Source organism: Bradyrhizobium sp. GW821-FHT13H05 (assembly GCF_058804065.1).
Genome location: NZ_JBXAPO010000001.1, coordinates 201,392 through 220,005, shown reverse-complemented (window position 1 = coordinate 220,005; position 18,614 = coordinate 201,392). Strand labels below are relative to the sequence as shown.

Here is an 18,614-nt window from a genome sequence, read left to right as displayed (position 1 = left end):
CCGGCTATTTCGCACGCGGGCCGAGCGCCTCGATAATCCTGATCTTCAGCGGCGAGTTTAGCGCTGACCTTACCAGCACCAACATATCCTGGGCGGTGGTGTCAGGCCGGGTAAGTCCCCGAATGGTTGCTATGGCACTCAGGTCGGCCTTTAACAGTTGTGTAAGGCGAGCGCATTCCGCCTCAATCGATGCGACCTCATCCTGGCGGTTCAGAAGTCCGATTGATACCGCCTCCTCCGCACCAACGACCCGGCCGCTAAAGAGAAGGTCTTGTGCAAGGTCTGAACCGATTCGTTCCGACAGCCGGCGCGTCCCCAAGACCAACCCGAATTGCGGACCAGGAAAACGAAAGCGCGCGGCGGAGCCACCAATCCTGAAATCGCATGCACAAACAAGGTCGGCCCCGGCCCCATATGCCGGGCCCTGCACGAAGCAGGCTGTAGCAAACGGGGCATGCCAGATATCTTGCAAAAGCAATTCGATCTTCAAAAACAGGACGGTAAGGTCTCCCTCGGTCGCGTTCGGAACCACGGACAGGTCGAAGCCGGAGCAAAACGCTGAACCGACTCCAGTGAAAACCAGCAGACGGCAGCTCTCGCGACGACTTCGCGCAACGGCCTCCGTGAGCAAGTCGACAAGCTGATGGTCGAGCGAATTAGCTCTTTCAGGTCGGGCTATCTCCAAGAAAACGGTTTCACCGCTTCTCTTGATATTCAGTGGCTGGTCCACATCAAGTCCAGAAATTCACGGACGGTTTGCGCCCGTCCCATATTGCGCAAGGTGTCGCATTTTATCATACCGACGGACCATTTCGTCTCGATCCTTTCTTGGTATTTTTGAAAGTGCGATATCCAAAGAACGGGTTTGACTTCACTCTCGTGGTTCGGGCAACTCCTGCTTGGTTGCTTCACTCCGGGTCAGCCATGACGCGATTGTGCGCTCCGCCGACCCCCGCAAGAGAGCGGAAAAGCCATGCCTAGGCCACTTGAGGGGATCACGGTCCTTGATTTGACCAGAGTGCTCTCAGGACCGTTCTGTACGCTTGTACTGGCACAACTCGGTGCACGCGTGATCAAGGTCGAGGCACCCGACGGCGATGAATCGCGAAGGTTTGGCCCGTTCGACGGCGATTCTTCCGGCTACTTTGCTTCGGTAAACCGTGGAAAGCAGTCCGTCGTTCTCGATCTGAAGAGGCCCCGAGACAAGCAGAAATTCCTCAAACTCTTGCAGACCACGGACATACTGGTCGAGAATTTTCGGCCAGGTGTCATGGACCGCCTGGGCCTCGCCTGGAAAACCCTCTCGCAAGCTAATCCCCGGCTTGTCTACGTTGCCATATCGGGCTTCGGGCAGACAGGGCCTCAGTCGAATGAACCTGCCTACGATCTCGTCATTCAGGCATTGGGTGGACTGATGAGCATTACCGGGGAACCCGGAACGCGCGGGACGAAGGCTGGCGTGCCGATCGGAGACATAGCGGCCGGCCTGTATGGAGCGGTGGCGGCGCTCGGCGGCCTGGCATACAGGGCGGCGCATGGCGAAGGATGCTTTGCGGATATCTCGATGCTCGATTGTCAGGTCGCGCTACTTGAGAACGCGATCATGCGGCGAGCCGTTACCGGCCGCGAGCCGAAGCCAGAGGGAAACAGACACCCCTCGATTGCGCCTTTTGGCGCCTTCTTGGCTGCGGACGGACCCGTCGTCATCTCCGCCGCGAACAATGAGACATTCCTGCGTCTCTGCACCGTGCTTCGCTCAAGCGCGCTACGGACAGATCAAGACTATTCAACACCGGAATTGCGTTTGGAGAACCGCGAGAACCTCACCGCGGAAATCGAAAGCCTACTGGCTGTCGCATCGGTATCAGAATGGATCAAAAGGCTGAACGCTGAGCGCGTGCCTTGCGGACGAATCAATGGAATATCGGATCTTCTCGATCACCCTCAGTTACAGGCCCGCCACATGTTTACCCCGACAACTATTGGCACTGGGACCTACCTACTGGCCGGCAATCCAATCAAGTTGTCTATTGCGGAAGAAGAACAGCTATCTCCGGCGCCTGATTTGGATCAACACGGTCCGTCGATCTTCGACCAAGATACGTGATCGCGGACTGCGGCCGTATCTTGGGAACAAAAGAACATCAATTTCACAACGTTTCGAGCTCTAGCCGGCGGCTTCATCTGGCCACGCATGACTTCCACCCTCTTGCAGTCCGGGCCAGAAATGGATGAGGTTTTCTCATTAGTGAGTCCGTGAAATAATCCTGACGCTGCGCTGCACGACAGCGAATGCTCAGGTTTTGTTGATCGACACGCCGCCATCGACCAACATTGCGCTGCCGGTGACGAAGGTCGCTGCATCGGACGCCAAGAACAATGCCGCGCGTGCCTGCTCCTCCGGTTCGGCAATCCGCTTCAGAGCGTGCATGTTGCGCACGAAAGCCTTCATTTCTTCGGTATTGGCCATCGCGTCAGCCGCGGCCGTCTGGGTCCCACCCGGTAGCAGAGCGTTCACGCGAATCCCATGCGGCCCGTACTCGACCGCAAGAGCCTTCATCAGGCCGATCTGGCCGGCCTTGCTGGCTGCGTACGTGGCGGCGCCCGGCATCGCGGCGGTGTAGCCGACGAACGAGCTGACGAAGATCAGCGATCCGGCGCCACGCGCGAGCATCGCGGGAATCTGATACTTGGCGCCAAGAAATGAGCTAGTCAGATTGGTCGCTATCGTCTCGTCCCAGGCTTCGCGGGTCACATCTGGCGTTGGCGCCATCGGGCCGATCGCCCCGGCATTGTTGACCGCGATGTCGAGCCCGCCGAAGCGCGATTTGGCTTCATCTACGAGACTACGCACGAAAGGTTCATTGCATACATCGCCTGCCAGCGCGCGAGCGATACCGCCGGCGGCCTCGATCTCCTGAACCAGGCCGTCGAGCAAATCCCGACGTCGCGCTGTGACCACGACGCGTGCTCCTTCGGCCGCAAAAAGCGTAGCGATAGCGCGCCCAATCCCCGAGCTCGCTCCGGTAATGATTGCGACCTTGCCATCCAGCGCCATTCTTGAGGTCTTCATTTGGATTCTCCCCTTATTCGCGAGCCACAATGTGTCGAGATCGCCGGGGCTATCCACCCGATATCCGATAAGACGCGATTGTTTTCAGAACAACGCGTGACGGGAAGCAGCGCTAAATTGAACGGCGTCGGCCGATCACCGCTGGTTTGAGAGGAGTTGATTTCGGCAGCAAGCTGCGAATTGACCAAGCCGATCACTGGAGATTGCTCAGTTCGCGAAGAGGCAGTCACGGAATATCCGCCTTTGGGAGAGCAGCCGGCGGAACATGTGTGAATGTGCCGGCCTCGGCAGTTCAACCCCGAACTGTTCAAAGGAAAGTCGAACGTTGAGCGGAGGCGGGCATGCTCCGACGAAATGCCGGCTTCCCGTTTGGAGCAGCCAGCCTAAAACACACTCGATTTGAGCCTAAGGGCAAAAAACGCGCCCTCAGAAATCAAGGCAAACGCGTTCGCTCGGCGAGCGCCGATTCCATTCTTCGCGTGCATTCGAAAACTTCGAAGAAGTCCTCCACAAAAACTAATTTGTTGAACCTATTTCGCACATGTAGGGTTTAAAAACAACCAAATTGACTTTACTATATTTTTGGGGGTCCTGGATGGACATGATTTCAAGGTTTGCTGCAGTCGCCCTTGTCGTTCTGTCTGGCGTATGGCCAGGGCAGGCCTGCGCGGAGAAGGCCACCAATTCCTTGAACGTAGCATGGGCGACCGAGCTCAATACGCTGGACCGCTACTTCAACGTTACGCCGGAAATCAACATCGTACAGAACCTCGTGTTCGACACGTTAATCTACCGCGATCCGGCCTCACTTCAGTTGCAGCCCCTTCTTGCCCTGTCCTGGACGTGGGCCGACCGAGTGACGCTGGATATGAAATTGAGGGAGGGGGTCGTTTTTCAGAACGGCGACGCCTTCAGTGCAGACGACGTCGTGTACACGCTGAAGTGGCTTGCCGACGAAGGCAACGTCATTCCGACACGGAACAACGTCAGTTGGCTCGCCGGAGCCGAGAAGACCGGGCCTTTGTCCGTTCGAATACATCTTAAGCGGCCGTTTCCTGCAGCTCTGGAGTATCTTTCGGGCCCCATTCCAATCTATCCGGCCGCGTACCACGCTAAGGTTGGCGTGAAGGTCTTCGGAGAGCAGCCGATCGGGACCGGGCCGTTCAAGGTTTCGGCGGTCAACCCGGGCCGCACCATTACGTTCGAACGAAATGATTCATACTGGTCAGGCTCTCCGAAGGGAAAACCTACAATTCAGCGTATCAATCAACGTACTATTCCCGACGTCAATACGCAGATCGCGGAGCTCCTCTCGGGACGAATTGACTGGATGTGGCGCGTTCCTGAGGACCAAGCAGCAAAGCTGGGGGCCGTTCCAAATCTTCAAGTGCAAACCAACGAAAGCCTTCGGCTCGGTTTCCTGCTGTTGGATGCGGCGTCGAGGACCCCGAATTCACCGTTCAAGAAGCGGGAAGTGCGTGAGGCGGTTGCAATGGCCATTGACCGTGCATCGATGGCCAAGAATCTTGCTGGCCCAGGCGCGCGGGTCCTGAACTCACTCTGCTATCCCCTCCAGTTCGGATGCACCGAGGACGGGGTTAAGCAAATCGCTTACGACGTGGAAGGTGCCAGGAAGTTGCTCACATCGGCGGGATACCCGGACGGCTTTGATATCGATCTCTATGCTTTCAGCTTTCGCTCGTACTCGGAAGCGGTCGTGACTTATCTGAGAGCGGTCGGCATACGCGCGAACCTACGCTTTATGCAGTTTCCCGCCTTACTGCAAAAATTGCAGGCTGGAGAAACCGTCTTCGTTCACATGAACTGGGGGTCCTACGGGGTTGCCGACGTCTCCGCGATCGTGAGCGAGTTCTTCAAGGGCGGACCGTCGGATTACGCTAGGAACGACGAGATACGCACTTATCTCGAACTTGCTGACTCTTCGATCGTTCCGGACGAACGGAAGCGGGCCTACCGGCTGGCGTTCGAGCTGATCGCGAAAGAAACGTACGTGGTGCCGATGTTCAGCTACGTCAATCTCTTCGCGCTTTCAAAGGACCTCGATCTTCCACCGCAAAAGGACGAGTACGCTCACCTTTACCGCGCAAGCTGGAAATGATGGCACCGGTGTCATTGTTTCCGATGATGGAGAAATATATTGGGCGCTTACCTAGTAAAGAGATTGGGCTTGGCGCTGCTCGTCGGACTTACCGTCTCAGCCATCGCGTTCTTTCTCCTGAATCTAGCGGGAGATCCGGTTCGGTCTCTGGCTGGCGAGGGCGCCTCCCAGGAAACAGTCGCAGCACTCAGGGCGAAGTATGGGTTGGATCGGCCCCTGGTTGTCCAATACCTGGCTTGGGTTACCCGCGCGGCACAGGGCGACTTCGGGGAGTCCATCTACTTCTCCACGTCCGTTGGGACCATCCTAGCCAAGAGGATTCCCATCACTGCCGCGCTCGGCTTCCTCTCCCTCTGCTTCGCGTTGGCTTTGGCAATCCCGCTCGGCCTCGTCGCGGCATTCAGGCCAAATTCAAAGTTGGACAAGGCGGCACTTTCCGTCGCCCTGTTCGGGCAGGCGATGCCCAATTTCTGGTTCTCACTCCTGCTCATCATCGTCTTCGGGCTCAAGTTGGGCGTCTTGCCGATCTCCGGGAGCGACACCCCCGCGCATTTCGTGCTGCCTGCGATCGCTCTCGGGTACTATTCCGCGCCGGCCTTCATGCGACTGATTAGAGCGGAAATGATCGATGTGCTCGATTCGGATTACATCAGGACTGCACGAGCAAAAGGGCTCTCGGAGGCGCGGGTCGTTTTGAGGCACGCGCTATCGAATGCGGTGATACCAGTCGTTTCCCTCGCGGCGGTGCAGTTCGGGTTTATGCTGGGTGGTTCGGTCGTAATTGAAACCATTTTCGCGATCGAGGGTCTCGGAGCGCTTGCGTGGGAATCGATCAGCCGAGGTGACTTTCCCGTCGTCCAGGCCACGGTATTCATCATATCGATCTTTTACGTGCTGCTCGCGCTGCTCGCCGACGTAATGAACGCTGCGATTGATCCCCGTCTGCGTCGTGCTTAAGCGGGTGGAGCGATAGGCATGCAAGCAAAATCCATGGCGGAACTTAACGTCTTCGTCGCAGAGACCCCTGCCGCCGCGTTGCGGCGACGGGTTCTCTCGCATTCAGGTCTCATGCTTGGCGTGGCCGTCGTGGGCATAGTCGTCATCCTCGCGCTTTTCGCACCGTTGCTCACCTCGCAAGACCCCTATGTCCAAAACCTGTCGGCCCGCCTTCTGAGTCCGGTTTGGCAGACAGACGGCAGTTGGGCACATCCCCTGGGTACCGACAAGTTCGGGCGGGACTACCTTGCGCGCATGATATATGGCGCCCGGATATCGCTCCTCATCGGCGTAGCGACCATGGTTATCTCCGGGACCATAGGCACGTCCATGGGGCTGTTGGCGGGCTTCTTCGGTGGAAGGATCGACGCCCTTGTCGTGTACCTCGTCACGGTCCGGCTCAGTATGCCTGTCGTCCTCGTCGCGCTGGCCGTCGTGTCGCTCGTCGGAAGCTCGCTCTTCGTCATCGTCACGGTGTTAGGGTTCCTGCTGTGGGATCGATTTGCGGTGGTTGTGCGTACGGTTACGCAAAGAACTTGCACGCAGGACTACATCGTCGCCGCGCGCGCAGTTGGCGCGTCAAACTTCCGAGTCATAGTTCAGGAGGTTTTGCCAAATGTCCTGAATCCGGTCGTCGTGGTTGCGACACTCGAAATGGCAAATGCCATTCTCCTCGAGGCGGCCCTGTCATTTCTCGGCCTTGGCGTTCAGCCGCCCCTTCCGTCCTGGGGGCTCATGATAGCGGAGGCGCGCGAGTTCATTTTTTTCAGCCCCTGGATGATCGCAGTGCCGGGCTCCGCTCTGTTCCTGTTCGTGCTCGGCATAAATTTGTTGGGCGACGGTCTCCGTGATGTCGTCGGACCGGAGACACGCAATTGACGATCGTTCTCGAAATCGCGGGACTTAGTGTATCGATCGCGAAGCCCGGTCATCTGTTGATGCCGGTGCGCGACGTGTCGTTGAGAGTCGAAGCTGGCAAGACAGTATGCATCGTCGGCGAATCCGGCTCGGGCAAATCGATGACTGCCTTCGCGGCGACAGCCCTCCTGCCGCGCGCGGCCAAGAGGGCTGCTCGTTCGATCCGCATCTGTGGAGAGGAAACCAAGGATTACGGCAAGGCCGGCATGTCGCACATCCTGGGTTCGAAGGTAGGCTTCATCTTTCAGGATCCGATGACTTCGCTGAATCCGGTGCTCACGATCGGTGAGCAGCTAACCGAGGTTTTCGTATCGCACGGGAAGGGCAGTGCGGAGGAGGCGCGAAGGCGGGCGCTCGGTCTGCTGGATCGAGTAGGAATTCCTTCGCCTGACCTGCGGTTCCGGCAGTATCCGCATCAGCTTTCGGGTGGCCTCCGCCAAAGGACCATAATCGCGATGGCGCTGATGTGCTCGCCCGCGTTGCTGCTGGCTGACGAGCCGACGACCGCTCTGGACGTGACGACGCAGGCGCAGATTCTTGCGCTGCTCAAGGAATTGCAAGACGAGATGGGGATGGCAATCGTCCTGATCACCCACGATCTGGGTGTGGTGTCTGCGACGGCAGACGAGGTGTACGTCATGTACGCGGGCCAGGTTGTCGAACACGGCCCCTTGGAACAACTCCTCCATCAAGCGGCCCATCCGTACTATGCGGAATTGCTTTCGTGCATCCCGGTGCCCGGAAAAACGGCGCGGGGAACAAGGCTGCCATTTATCCGTGGAGTTGTTCCTCTTGTCACATCGGACTTCGAGGGCTGTGCGTTTCGAGACAGATGCGACTACGCCCGGATGGCGTGCCGATCGAATTCTCTACCGCTCAATGAAATAGCCCCCGGTCACTACCTTCGCTGCCTTGTTCCAGTGGTTGAACGCAGCGCAAGCGACCGGAATTCCGGGCAGATGAACCGAAGGTGAGTATGTCTGACATAGCAATATCCGTGACGCATGTTTCCAAAAGCTTCAGCTCAGGAGGTGTTTTCTCTTCCGCGCGCCCCGTCGAGGTGCTCCGGGACCTCTCGCTTGACGTGATGCGAGGTGAGGTCCTTGGCGTCGTGGGAGAGTCAGGCTGCGGCAAGTCGACGTTGACGAAAATCATGTTGGGGCTCGAGGGAGTGACAAGCGGCCAAGTGCTTGTCCGAGGTGAACCGATGGGTGATTGCGAACGCCGCGATCTCGCGCGGTTTGTGCAGCCGGTCTTTCAGGATCCGTACTCGTCGCTCAACCCGCGGAACACTATCGCGCAGATCATAGGCAGACCTCTCGCTGTTCATGGCATTGGAACGCGGGCAGATCGCTTGCGTGAAGTCGAATCCATCATGGGAAAGGTCGGGCTTCCGAAGCGCTTTTCAAGCAGCTATCCGAGCCAGCTCTCAGGTGGGCAGAGACAGCGCGTTGCAATCGCACGTGCGCTAATTCTCCGTCCGGAAGTGGTCATCTGTGACGAGCCGACTTCCGCGCTCGATGTTTCCGTACAGTCGCAGATACTCAACTTGCTGATGGATCTGCGGGACGACTTCAATCTCACGCTTGTTTTCGTCAGCCATAATCTGGCTGTCGTCGAGCACCTGGCAACGCGGATTGCGGTGATGTACCTGGGTGAGGTGGTCGAAGTTGGAGAAACTGGCGAAGTCTTCGACAGGCCACAACACCCATACACCAAGCTGCTTTTGGGCTCCGTCCCTGCCGCCTCGGGACTGACCAGGATCTCCCGCGTCTTCGGTCAGGCAAGCATAAATCCAAAGGTGGGCCAGGATGGCTGTCGTTTCGCCCCTCGCTGCCCAGACCTAATGGCCGTGTGTACTCAGAAGCGCCCAGCTCTTCTTCCCGGCGGCATGTCCTGGGTCGCCTGCCATGTTGTACAAGAGCGGAGCAAAAATTGACGCCACTTTGCGATCTGTCAGCAACGCAACTTCGAAGGCTAATTGGCCGCAAGGCGATATCGCCGGTGGAAGTGTTCCATGCGTGCCGCGACAGGATAGCGGCGTCCAATCCGCGCGTTAACGCCATTCCTACCCTGATCCTCGACCAGGCCGAGACGGCGGCCCTGGAGGCGGAAGCACAGGTCATGCGCGGAGCGCCTCTTGGTCTGCTTCATGGATTGCCCGCAGCCGTCAAAGACCTCTCGGCAACGGCAGGTATTCGAACGACTTACGGGTCACGGGTGTTCTCGGATCATTTACCGGTCGTGGATGACGCGGTCGTTGCCGCGATCAAGGCCGCCGGTGCGGTAATCGTCGGGAAGAGCAACACTCCCGAATTCGGAGCGGGCGCGAACACGACGAACGTTCTGTTCGGACCGACACAGAACCCCTATGCGCCAGGAAGAATTGTTGGTGGTTCGAGCGGCGGCGCCGCCGCGGCGCTGGCGACCGGGATGGTTCCGGTAGCTAACGGATCGGACCGGGGGGGAAGTCTTCGAATTCCCGCTTCCTTCTGCGGGGTGGTCGGATTTCGTCCTTCGCCCGGCATGGTCTCGAACGAAGCCCGGGTGATGGGTTGGCTTCCTCTCTGCGTGGACGGACCCATGGGCCGCACGGTCGCGGATACCGCGTTGCTTTTCGAGGTCCTGCGCTCCGCATCGAGTTCGGACCCTCTCGCCCGTCTTTCGGCGCCGACGGTCAAGCGCGCTGGAGATATCTCAAGCCTCAAGGTGGCATTCAGCGAGGACCTCGGCTTTGCGCCGGTCGACCGCGTGGTGAGGGACCGGTTCAGGAAGTGCGTGTCTCTCTTCGGTCACGCCTTCGCGCGCTGCGAGGAAGTCACGCCCGATCTGGGTGAAGCGGATGAAGTCTTCGAGGTACTTCGTGCCCTCGATTTTGTCGCGAGCTACGAAGACCACTATCGTGAAAATAAAACTCTCTTGGAACGAAACGTCATCGTCAATGTAGAGCAAGGCCTCGAAATGAGTTTGGCGCAGGTCGCTCGCGCCACACGTCGACAGACGGACCTCTATCGCAGGATGGAAGCGTTCTTCTCCGAGTGCGACCTACTCATCTGCCCGACCGTTTCGGTGCTCCCGTTCCCGGTCGAACAGAATCATCCCGAGACTGTCGAAGGGACCGAGTTAAGCAGTTACTTCCACTGGTTCGCGCTTACCTACGGCTTGACGTTGACCGCGCTTCCTGTCGTTTCGCTTCCTTGTGGCATGATCAATGGAACGCCATTCGGCATTCAGATCGTGTCGAGGCTCGGCTCAGACCTCTCGCTGCTTGAATGGGCCGGACAACTCGAAGCCATGTTCGCGGCCACGCCCGAACTGTTGACGCCGCCGCCGCAACTCGTCGACCGTCCCGCTGCCGCGCTGGCCGACTAAGCAGACCGAATATCAAACGAGCAAGTGGGAGCAACGAAATGTATCAGAAGACGGTGATGTCAGGAGACATCGAAGCGATCGCCTTGGAAATTCCTGGCGTCAAGATTCGAACGCTTCACACTGACGAAGCTTCCGGAGCAACGACCGTGATGACCCATATCGAGGCGGGCGCGTCAATCCCGCAGCATTGGCACACCCATGCTGACGAGACCGTCTTCGTGGTTTCAGGAGATTTCGTCGAACAGGGCACCAGTTACGGGCCAGGGGCGTTTTTTGTCGGGAAAGCCGGGACCTCGCATGGCCCTCACGAATCTCGATCGGGTTGCACGGTGTTGACCACGTTCTCGGCTCCCCTCGATTTCCAGATGGGTGACCCGAATGACCAACAAGCATAACGGCGAGCGCCGCTCACGGCCGAGCATTGAAGTGAAGGACATAACAGAAGGGCTTCAACAGATGAAAACGCTTGTCACCGGGGTGATTGGAGCGGACACGCACATCGTCGGAAATCGGATAATGAGCATGGCACTCGAAGAAGCCGGGTTCAAGGTTGTAGCCCTTGGAGCACTCACACCGGCGCCGGATTTCATCAAGGCCGCGGTCGAGACGAAGGCGGATGCGATCCTGGTCTCCTCCCTGTACGGTCAGGGGGAGCTCGACTGCCGTGGTTTTCGTGATCTCTGTGTCGAAGGTGGGATAGGCGATGTCCTTCTGTATGTAGGTGGCAACATCGTCGTCGGAAAGCAGCCTTGGGCCGAGGTCGAGCAGCGCTTTGTCGATATGGGTTTTGACCGGGCCTTTCCCCCCGGCACTCGCCCCGACGCGATAGTCGAGATTCTCAATCGCGATTTTGAGGCGAGAGCCGAAGGCTTACGGATTGCCGCGGCGTGACTAAGGAGCGCATTGCGCTGTTGATAGATTTCGGCAGCACCTACACCAAACTGCGGGCGGTGGATTTGCAGTCGTCTAGAATCGTGGGCAGCAGCCAGGGTCCGTCCACGGTCGATACCGATGTAACAATCGGAATGAGAACTGCGATGCGTGACCTGGAGAGAGTCATGGGTAGGCTTCCCGAGTTCGAAGTGAGGCTCGCTTCTTCAAGTGCCGCGGGCGGCCTACGCATGGTCACGGTCGGGCTCATCCGTGAACTGACCGCAGAGGCTGCGCGGCAGGCCGCGCTTGGAGCCGGGGCAAAGCTGGTTGGCCACTTCCACGGAAAGCTCAATCGTTCGGATGTCGAGAGAATTCGGGGCATCGCGCCAGACATCGTTCTCCTGGCTGGGGGAACCGACGGGGGAAACGAGGAAGTAATCGCATTCAATGCGAGAGCGCTCGCAGCAGCAGATTTGCAATGCCCCGTTATTTCGGTCGGAAACAGATCAGCCGCAGATGACATTGAACAAGCGTTCCGATCGAGAGGAGGGCAGGTGGTGATAGCGGGAAATGTAATGCCCGAGTTCGGAGTGCTCGACGTGGAACCGGCGAGAGCCGCAATCCGATCCGTGTTCATGGACCGGATCGTTCACGCGAAGGGCATCGATCGCGCAGCGGCACATTTCGACGAGTTGCTGATGCCGACGCCGGCTGCCGTTCTCGATGGTGCACGACTAATTTCTGAGGGACCACCCGGTCGTGGCGGGCTCGGTGATCTGATGATCGTTGACCTCGGCGGCGCAACGACGGATATGCACTCCCTCTGCAGCGGTGCACCATCGAGCGGCGATGTGGTTGTTCTCGGCCTTCCGGAACCGTTCGCAAAACGGACCGTCGAAGGCGATCTCGGCATGAGGATTAACGCGCGAACGGTCGTCGAGACGGTTGGTGTCGACGAGTTTTCGAGAGCAACGGGGCTACCCGCGGATTCGGTTGGCGTCATGCTCGATGCAATCGAGCGGGACGTCGAAAGGCTGCCCTGTGATGAAGACGAGCGGATCATGGATCGGGAGTTGGCACGGGTAGCAGTCGAGATATCGGCGCGCAGGCACGCGGGCAGGCGCGATACGGTATACGGCCCACACGGGCCGATGTCCGTCCAAAAAGGGAAGGATCTGTCCGGCGTGTGTACGGTCATCGGGACTGGCGGTGCAATTGTCCATGCACCAGATCCGCTGAGGGTACTCCAGCCGATCCTCGCTAACGAAGCGGATCCGAATTCGCTTCGGCCGACTGCTCCCGCCTTTTTCCTTGATAGTTCGTACGCTCTTTACGCCGTTGGACTTCTTGCCCAGTACGACAGGTCAGCTGCTTTCGATCTGGCAGTCAATCATCTCACTCCAGTCGGCTAGGACGAACAATGCTCCAGACATCTTCGAACAAGGCTCGTCCGCTATCGCAGGACCAAATTCCGGTCGACGAATTCAAGAAAGAGAGAGCGGCAAATCTGGCGAGATGGGAGACGGGCGCCGGTGTGGACCTCGAAAAGGCCGTAGAGCGACATTCCGGACTACCCAAGCACAAGCAACTCGCCTCGGTAATGCGGAAGGCGGTCGCGGACGGCCGTTGCCTGACCCAGCCTCGAGGAGGGGTAGGGACCCTCGAAGAGCACTGTCAGCTTGTGCGCTCGCTATCTGAAGACGGCATGGCAGATATCGTCCCGACGACGACGGATAGCTACACCCGAAACGAGCACTGGCATCAGGCAGCCAAGGGCATCGAGGCATCGAAGATCGCCAACAGATCGATGCTCAATGGTTTTCCAATCGTCAACTATGGCGTCGATAGCTGCAGTGAAATAATTGATAGCATTGAGTGTCCCGCCATCGTGTTATCGGGGACGGCAATGCCCAGGCTGACTTCCGAAATCGCAATCGCCGCGGGTTTCACGGGCTATCTGGGGTCGGCGATCGCCTATACGGTCTCGTATACGAAGGAAGTCTCGATCGAGGAAGGAATCCGCAATTACCAATATCTCGATCGGCTGGTCGCGCTGTACGCCGAACGGGGTATCGAGCTTCACCGTCGTCAGCCGGGATTCTTGACGGGAACGACGGTCCCGCCGTCCATAGCAATCGCGGTGTGCGTGCTGGATGCGTTGCTGGCTGCTGGACAAGGTGTCCGCCATTACGGCTTGGAGCTTGGTCAGACGCTAAACCTGATCCAGGACGCTGCCTCGATCGACGCGTGTAAGGAAATCTGCCAACACTACCTGGCGGCGGCAGGCTACCATGACGTATTCACTCCGATGATTTCGCTCCACTGGATGGGTGCGTGGCCGGAGGACGAAGCCCAGGCGGCAGCCCTGGTCGTATATGGAGGCACGGTTGCCGCAGTAGCCGGCGCTTCCGTGGTCGTCACCAAGACGACGCATGAGGCAATCGGAATTCCGACCACCAAGGCCAATTCCGAAGGCCTGCGTATGACCAGGATGGCGATATATCTTGCTCAAAGCATCAGGCTGAAAGGCCAACCAGAGTACGAGCGCGAGAAGGACTTCATCAGGCGGGAAGTACAGGCGATTGTCGACAAGGCGCTGGAAATGGGAGACGGCGATGCCGCACTCGCCGCCGTGAGGGCGATCGAGGCCGGCGTGCTCGATATTCCTTGGTCCCCCAACCGCTTTGTGAAAAGCAGGGTTGTGCCGGCAAGAGACATAGATGGCTATTTGAGGATCGTTGATCCCGCGGGCATGCCCTATCCGAAGGACATCCTTGAGTTTCACAAGGAGAGGCTCACCATGCAAGCCGAGCGGACCGGCGAGAAATTTGGCGTGGATCTATCGATCAAGAGCGTCTTCGAGATGAGCGAAACGCTGCAGACGCTGATGCCGGCATTGCACATGCGGGACTGCTGAACGTCTGGCGCAGGAAACGCGTCGCGAAGCCCAATGAGGCGATCATGAACATTCGGGCACTAAGATCTATCGTTGCTATTGCGGACCACGGGAGTTTTGCCGCGGCTTCCGAGGTTGTTCACCTATCGCAGTCCGCACTCAGCACGCAGATGAAGCAAATGGAGGATTCGCTCGGCCGCGAACTCTTCGATAGGACCCGCCGCCCTCCCTCGCTCAACGCCTACGGATTGGCCATTGTCGAGAGAGCAAGAAAGATCCTCTTTCTCTATCGTCAGATGTTCGAGCTATTGGAAAAAGATGGTGAGCTCAGCGGCACCATGACGCTCGGCGTAATACCGACCTGGACCACCGGAATATTGCCTAGGGCATTGACAATTCTTAGGCAGCAACATCCGACGTTCGGTGTGCACATCGTACAGGCCCTCTCGGGTGAACTCTATATAAAACTGGAGCGGGGGGAAATTGACGCTGCGATCATCGCTGAGCCCTCCGACCATCGGGAAAATCTCGCGTGGCACAGGCTCGCCGAAGAACCATTCATGCTCGTCGCGCCCCTCAGGACCCCCGGCGAGGATTGTGCGGACATTCTCCGCAGGGAGCCCTACATTCGGTACACCCGCAGCGCGTGGGCCGGCCAGCGGATCGAAACAGCATTGATAACTCAAGGGATCGCGGTCAACGCCGTGATGGAGCTTGACACTCTCGAAGCCATCAACGCCATGGTCCGGGAAGGACTTGGTGTTTCCATCGTTCCGCGGAGAACAGGTGTCGACTTTGCGAATGATTTACGATGGCTTCCCTTCGGAGGGGCACCGATTTCCAGGCAAGTGGGGCTATTGGAGCGCATACCGAATCCAAGAGACCGGATGGTTGCCACTCTGATCGAGGTGCTTCAGCTTTCAATATCGGCGAGCGGTCATCGGTTTCTGGCGAAGCAAATTATCGCGGACGAGAAAATCGCTGCACCGGATCAGATCACTTCCTCGGATTTGTCGCTTATCTCCCCGTAACGCCGCAGCGTCGCCGGCCGCGTGCCAGCATAGATGCGCTCTATCCCTGGCGCGATCTTCTGGTTTTCGCGCTCGAAAAGACTGTTGCCGTCGAGGTCGCTCTCGACCAAAAATGGGCCAAACCGTTCGACGTCCAGCACCCAGACCGCCTGCGCGAGGCCGAGTTCCTCCATCCAGTGCACTCCTGCCACCCGTTTGATTCCACGACCAAGAAGCGCACCGGTTCCGTAACCTACCGTCGTCAAGTAGACCGCGTTGTTAGGGCAGAACTGCTCCTTGTAGACCTGCGACGTCATGCCTCCCTTGCCGATTATGATGTTGCATCCAGAAAGTTTGAACCAGCCGTCGAGCCATTTTGCGAAACGAAAGGATGCGGTCGCGGTTACCGCGCCGACATTGAACTTTCCGTTCTCATCGACCGATGCGGCCGGCGAACAATGAAAGTTTGCTGTTCCAAGTTCAGAGCGCGATGCGGGCATGCCGAAGCCGTCGGCAATTGCCCGCTGATAGACGCCTTCGCGGGCGGTGAAGACACGGCCCGTAAGATACACCACGGTCCCAATTTCAAGCTCCCGCAATTGTGCGGTCGTTGGGGGCAGTGTGATTAGCGCAGTCTTGAGTTGCGACATTTTGTCTACTCCGCTGCCGTTGCCATGGCGGGAGCCCATTCCACCGTCGAACGGCGCATATAATCCGTGAACCAGAGGGGATCCGTCCGATGCTCGATGCGTCCATCACTATGAATCCGAGCGCAGGCGCGGCGCGATGACAGGCAGAACATGTGGACGCTCATCGGCATTCCGCCCGTATGACAATAGCCAACCTCGATGTGGGCATCCACGACCATCGAAGAGCCGATGAAACCCATTGCTCCCATGCCAATGCTGTTTCCTATCGATTTCAGTTCGTCTTCGAGCGCCGCTATCTTTTCATCCGGATGCCGTGAATTCACTGTCCGCAAGCAAGAAGCTTGCTTGCCGAGGGTCATGCATGCATCCTTTGATCCTCCAAGGCCGATTCCTACGATCGCGGGTTGACAGGCAAGCCCGCGTTTTCCGAAACCGATTAGGGTGTCCAGATAGAAGCGCCTGATGCCTTCGATTCCGTCGCCGGGGAACAACATGCGGTAGTCAGATCCGAACAGCCCTCCCTTATGAACCGTGACGAGGTCTATCCAATCAGCGTCGGGATGGAATGCATAATCGATTTCTGGCGCGCCGATCCCGCAATTGTTGTTGTGATCGGTCCTCCACAACGGATGAACCCGATTTGGACGCAGGGGCACATCCTGGGTCGCCGCGGCGGTAGCGCGCCGCAACGCCGCTTCAAGCGCGACCGGACCGCCGTCGATGCAGGCCTCGTTGCCCATCTTGACATACCAGCGCGGCACACCCGTGTCTCCGCACATGGCCCGCCTGTCTTCCTTCGCGGCTTCGTAGTTTTCGAGCATCGCCTGGATAACGAAAGCGGAAAGCTGGCCGGTCTCGATGTCGGCACACCTGCGCAAGCCATCGAGATAGTCGTCCGGGATCTCGATCGCTGCCTTCGCCATGAGTTGACGGGCCGTGCTTTCAAGGCTCGCGATGCTTATCATTTAACTGGTTCCATGCTGGGAGTAGCGAGTTCCGATTGAAGCAAAGTGTGACCCGGCCGAACGCGGGTAAACCTGACGGGTTCGTCGGAAATGGATAGGCTTCCGTCGGTCGCACGGACTACAGTGTAGCGCGACGTATCGAGATCGCCCGGTTCGGGGTAGTCCGACCTGAAATGGGCACCGCGGGAGTTTTGGCGTTTTTGAGCCGCCATGATGATTGCACCGCTGGTCTCGCACAGCGAACGAAGATTCAGCCAATCGTGCCAGGTTAGGTTGAAGTTCCGAGCGTCTTGAGAGATTCCGGTCTCGAGAAGTTCAGACCCGATCTCGGCTACTTTCTGGGCGCCTCGCTTCAATCCTGACTCGTCGCGTATAACCCCCACGTCTTCCCACATTGCATCGAGAAGACGTTCTCTTAGAGCATTGATGTCTCCCGTCGGTTTCAGGAACGGATGGAGCGCTCTGGATACTTCGGCGCGTATGCAGTCCTCGTTGGGTGGCCGATAACTGTCAAGTCGCGAGACCATAGAATCGCCGGCAATTCCGCCGAATACTGTCGAGTTGGCCACGCCGTTTCCGCCGAGGCGATTTGCGCCATGCATTCCGCTCGCGTCCTCGCCGGCAACGAACAATCCCGGGAGTTCGGTGCTCGTGTCCGTCTTACAGATGACACCACCCATAAAGTAGTGGGCCGTCGGAACTACTTCGACGAGCCCGCCAGGGAGGTCGAAGCCGCAGTCACGACACCGGTCAACCATTCCCTTGAATTTTCTTGCGACCTCGGTCGGGCCCAGATGACTCATCTTGATAAAGACGCCTCCGGAAGGAGATGTGCGTCCGAACTTCATCTCTGAATATATGGATCTGCTGACAACGTCTCTGGTGGCGCGTTCGAGTTTTGGATCGTAACGCCCCATGAATCGCTCCATAGAGCCGTTCAGGAGGTGCCCGCCGGCGCCGCGCAACCCCTCTTCGAGCACGGTTCCGGTCATGCGTGTGTCGGGTCCGGCGAGCAGGCCTGTGGGATGGAATTGAACCATTTCCATATCGCGCAGTGGAAGGCCGGCCCGCAGGGCCATGGCAAGTCCGTCCATGCTCTTGTCACCGGAGGGGGTGTGATAGCGGTACATTGTAGGTCCGCCGCCGGTGGCGAGTAAGACAGCCCGCGCCTGGATGAAATGGAAATCCCCGTTAGCAATGTTCACGAGCAGGACGCCGGAAATTGATTGCCCGTTCGCTGCCGGAACCAGTGCAAGAGCTCGATGTTCTTCCAGCCGTTTTACTCCGGGCTTGGCCCAAACCTGCTCCATCAGACGGTTGATGATCTCGATTCCCGTCAGGTCGCCCTTGTGTACGGTCCGGTCAAAAGTTTGCCCGGCAAAAGCTTTGCCGTGCAGCGTGCCGTCTGCGTTCCGGTCGAAAAAGCAACCGATCTCATTCTCGAGTTCGCGAACCCTTTCCACTGCCTTTTCGACGAGGGTCCATGCAAGGTCCTGGTCCGGCAACCACTTGCCGCCCTCGATCGTGTCCATGAAATGCCGTTCGATCGAATCGCCGGGATTGAGGGCGACGTTGTAGCCACCCTGAACCATGCGGGTGCATCCGCACTTTCCGACAAGACCCTTAGTGACGACGGTGACGTCGAGGCGGGGACCTCCCGAATGGGCGTGCAGGGCCGCGAAAAGGCCGGCGCCGCCAGAGCCGAGGATGAGAATGTCAGTCTTGGATCGCTCCAACATACG

The 18,614-nt window shown here is 58.3% G+C and carries 17 protein-coding genes; 12 read left to right on the top strand and 5 right to left on the bottom strand.

The window, feature by feature from the left end:
• Nucleotides 1–4: 4 nt before the first annotated feature.
• Nucleotides 5–730 carry an enoyl-CoA hydratase/isomerase family protein gene (locus AC1RR3_RS01000; RefSeq protein ID WP_492818455.1) on the bottom strand — a complete coding sequence of 242 codons (726 nt, stop codon included), beginning with the start codon at nt 728–730 and terminating at the stop codon, nt 5–7.
• 243 nt (nt 731–973) lie between these two features.
• Here AC1RR3_RS01000 and AC1RR3_RS00995 point away from each other — a divergent pair, with 243 nt between their 5' ends.
• Nucleotides 974–2,107 carry a CaiB/BaiF CoA transferase family protein gene (locus AC1RR3_RS00995; RefSeq protein WP_492818453.1) on the top strand — a complete coding sequence of 378 codons (1,134 nt, stop codon included), beginning with the start codon at nt 974–976 and terminating at the stop codon, nt 2,105–2,107.
• A gap of 189 nt (nt 2,108–2,296) precedes the next feature.
• Here the strand turns inward: AC1RR3_RS00995 and AC1RR3_RS00990 are convergent, their stop codons facing one another.
• Nucleotides 2,297–3,073, bottom strand: a complete 777-nt coding sequence (locus AC1RR3_RS00990) for an SDR family oxidoreductase (protein ID WP_492818451.1) — start codon at nt 3,071–3,073, stop codon at nt 2,297–2,299.
• Nucleotides 3,074–3,668: 595 nt separating this feature from the next.
• Between AC1RR3_RS00990 and AC1RR3_RS00985 the strand changes: the two genes are divergently transcribed.
• The 11 genes from AC1RR3_RS00985 to AC1RR3_RS00935 are packed head-to-tail and all read left to right on the top strand — an operon-like array spanning nt 3,669 to nt 15,278.
• A complete protein-coding gene (locus AC1RR3_RS00985; RefSeq protein WP_492818449.1) occupies nt 3,669–5,192 on the top strand; it encodes an ABC transporter substrate-binding protein in 1,524 nt (507 codons plus the stop codon).
• A gap of 39 nt (nt 5,193–5,231) precedes the next feature.
• Nucleotides 5,232–6,149, top strand: coding sequence for an ABC transporter permease (locus tag AC1RR3_RS00980; RefSeq protein WP_492818447.1), 918 nt, complete (start codon nt 5,232–5,234; stop codon nt 6,147–6,149).
• An 18-nt stretch (nt 6,150–6,167) separates the two neighbouring features.
• Entirely contained in the window at nt 6,168–7,067 is a 900-nt protein-coding gene (locus AC1RR3_RS00975; protein ID WP_492818445.1) for an ABC transporter permease, read from the top strand.
• On the top strand, nt 7,064–8,080 hold the full coding sequence (locus AC1RR3_RS00970) for an ABC transporter ATP-binding protein (protein ID WP_492818443.1): 1,017 nt from the start codon (nt 7,064–7,066) through the stop codon (nt 8,078–8,080). Before AC1RR3_RS00975 ends, AC1RR3_RS00970 begins: the two co-directional genes overlap by 4 nt.
• Nucleotides 8,081–8,082: 2 nt before the next feature.
• Entirely contained in the window at nt 8,083–9,045 is a 963-nt protein-coding gene (locus AC1RR3_RS00965; RefSeq protein WP_492818441.1) for an oligopeptide/dipeptide ABC transporter ATP-binding protein, read from the top strand.
• Entirely contained in the window at nt 9,042–10,478 is a 1,437-nt protein-coding gene (locus AC1RR3_RS00960; protein WP_492818439.1) for an amidase, read from the top strand. The genes AC1RR3_RS00965 and AC1RR3_RS00960 overlap by 4 nt, the downstream gene beginning before the upstream one ends.
• 38 nt (nt 10,479–10,516) lie before the next feature.
• Nucleotides 10,517–10,873, top strand: a complete 357-nt coding sequence (locus AC1RR3_RS00955; protein ID WP_492818437.1) for a cupin domain-containing protein — start codon at nt 10,517–10,519, stop codon at nt 10,871–10,873.
• Nucleotides 10,857–11,369, top strand: a complete 513-nt coding sequence (gene glmS / locus AC1RR3_RS00950; protein WP_492818435.1) for a methylaspartate mutase subunit S — start codon at nt 10,857–10,859, stop codon at nt 11,367–11,369. Before AC1RR3_RS00955 ends, glmS begins: the two co-directional genes overlap by 17 nt.
• Nucleotides 11,366–12,763, top strand: a complete 1,398-nt coding sequence (gene glmL, locus AC1RR3_RS00945) for a methylaspartate mutase accessory protein GlmL (protein ID WP_492818433.1) — start codon at nt 11,366–11,368, stop codon at nt 12,761–12,763. Before glmS ends, glmL begins: the two co-directional genes overlap by 4 nt.
• 8 nt (nt 12,764–12,771) lie before the next feature.
• A complete protein-coding gene (locus AC1RR3_RS00940; RefSeq protein ID WP_492818431.1) occupies nt 12,772–14,268 on the top strand; it encodes a methylaspartate mutase subunit E in 1,497 nt (498 codons plus the stop codon).
• A 44-nt stretch (nt 14,269–14,312) separates the two neighbouring features.
• Nucleotides 14,313–15,278 (top strand): LysR substrate-binding domain-containing protein, encoded by a 966-nt coding sequence (locus tag AC1RR3_RS00935; RefSeq protein ID WP_492818429.1) that lies wholly within the window; start codon nt 14,313–14,315, stop codon nt 15,276–15,278.
• Here AC1RR3_RS00935 and AC1RR3_RS00930 read toward each other — a convergent pair.
• From AC1RR3_RS00930 to AC1RR3_RS00920, 3 genes are read right to left on the bottom strand one after another with little or no spacing between them, the layout of a single operon-like run.
• Entirely contained in the window at nt 15,239–15,907 is a 669-nt protein-coding gene (locus AC1RR3_RS00930; RefSeq protein WP_492818427.1) for a fumarate hydratase C-terminal domain-containing protein, read from the bottom strand. The two genes, AC1RR3_RS00935 and AC1RR3_RS00930, sit on opposite strands and share 40 nt — an antisense overlap.
• A 5-nt stretch (nt 15,908–15,912) precedes the next feature.
• Nucleotides 15,913–16,872 (bottom strand): fumarate hydratase, encoded by a 960-nt coding sequence (locus AC1RR3_RS00925; RefSeq protein ID WP_492818425.1) that lies wholly within the window; start codon nt 16,870–16,872, stop codon nt 15,913–15,915.
• Entirely contained in the window at nt 16,869–18,611 is a 1,743-nt protein-coding gene (locus tag AC1RR3_RS00920; RefSeq protein WP_492818423.1) for an L-aspartate oxidase, read from the bottom strand. Before AC1RR3_RS00920 ends, AC1RR3_RS00925 begins: the two co-directional genes overlap by 4 nt.
• Nucleotides 18,612–18,614 lie beyond the last annotated feature (3 nt).

Excerpts from the sequence above, each read along its gene's own strand:
- AC1RR3_RS00995 (WP_492818453.1), top strand. The coding sequence starts at position 974 with ATGCCTAGGCCACTTGAGGGGATCACGGTCCTTGATTTGACCAGAGTG.
- AC1RR3_RS00990 (WP_492818451.1), bottom strand. The coding sequence starts at position 3,073 with ATGAAGACCTCAAGAATGGCGCTGGATGGCAAGGTCGCAATCATTACC.
- AC1RR3_RS00985 (WP_492818449.1), top strand. The coding sequence starts at position 3,669 with ATGGACATGATTTCAAGGTTTGCTGCAGTCGCCCTTGTCGTTCTGTCT.
- AC1RR3_RS00975 (WP_492818445.1), top strand. The coding sequence starts at position 6,168 with ATGCAAGCAAAATCCATGGCGGAACTTAACGTCTTCGTCGCAGAGACC.
- AC1RR3_RS00965 (WP_492818441.1), top strand. The coding sequence starts at position 8,083 with ATGTCTGACATAGCAATATCCGTGACGCATGTTTCCAAAAGCTTCAGC.
- AC1RR3_RS00955 (WP_492818437.1), top strand. The coding sequence starts at position 10,517 with ATGTATCAGAAGACGGTGATGTCAGGAGACATCGAAGCGATCGCCTTG.
- glmS (WP_492818435.1), top strand. The coding sequence starts at position 10,857 with ATGACCAACAAGCATAACGGCGAGCGCCGCTCACGGCCGAGCATTGAA.
- AC1RR3_RS00940 (WP_492818431.1), top strand. The coding sequence starts at position 12,772 with ATGCTCCAGACATCTTCGAACAAGGCTCGTCCGCTATCGCAGGACCAA.
- AC1RR3_RS00935 (WP_492818429.1), top strand. The coding sequence starts at position 14,313 with ATGAACATTCGGGCACTAAGATCTATCGTTGCTATTGCGGACCACGGG.
- AC1RR3_RS00930 (WP_492818427.1), bottom strand. The coding sequence starts at position 15,907 with ATGTCGCAACTCAAGACTGCGCTAATCACACTGCCCCCAACGACCGCA.
- AC1RR3_RS00925 (WP_492818425.1), bottom strand. The coding sequence starts at position 16,872 with ATGATAAGCATCGCGAGCCTTGAAAGCACGGCCCGTCAACTCATGGCG.
- AC1RR3_RS00920 (WP_492818423.1), bottom strand. The coding sequence starts at position 18,611 with ATGTTGGAGCGATCCAAGACTGACATTCTCATCCTCGGCTCTGGCGGC.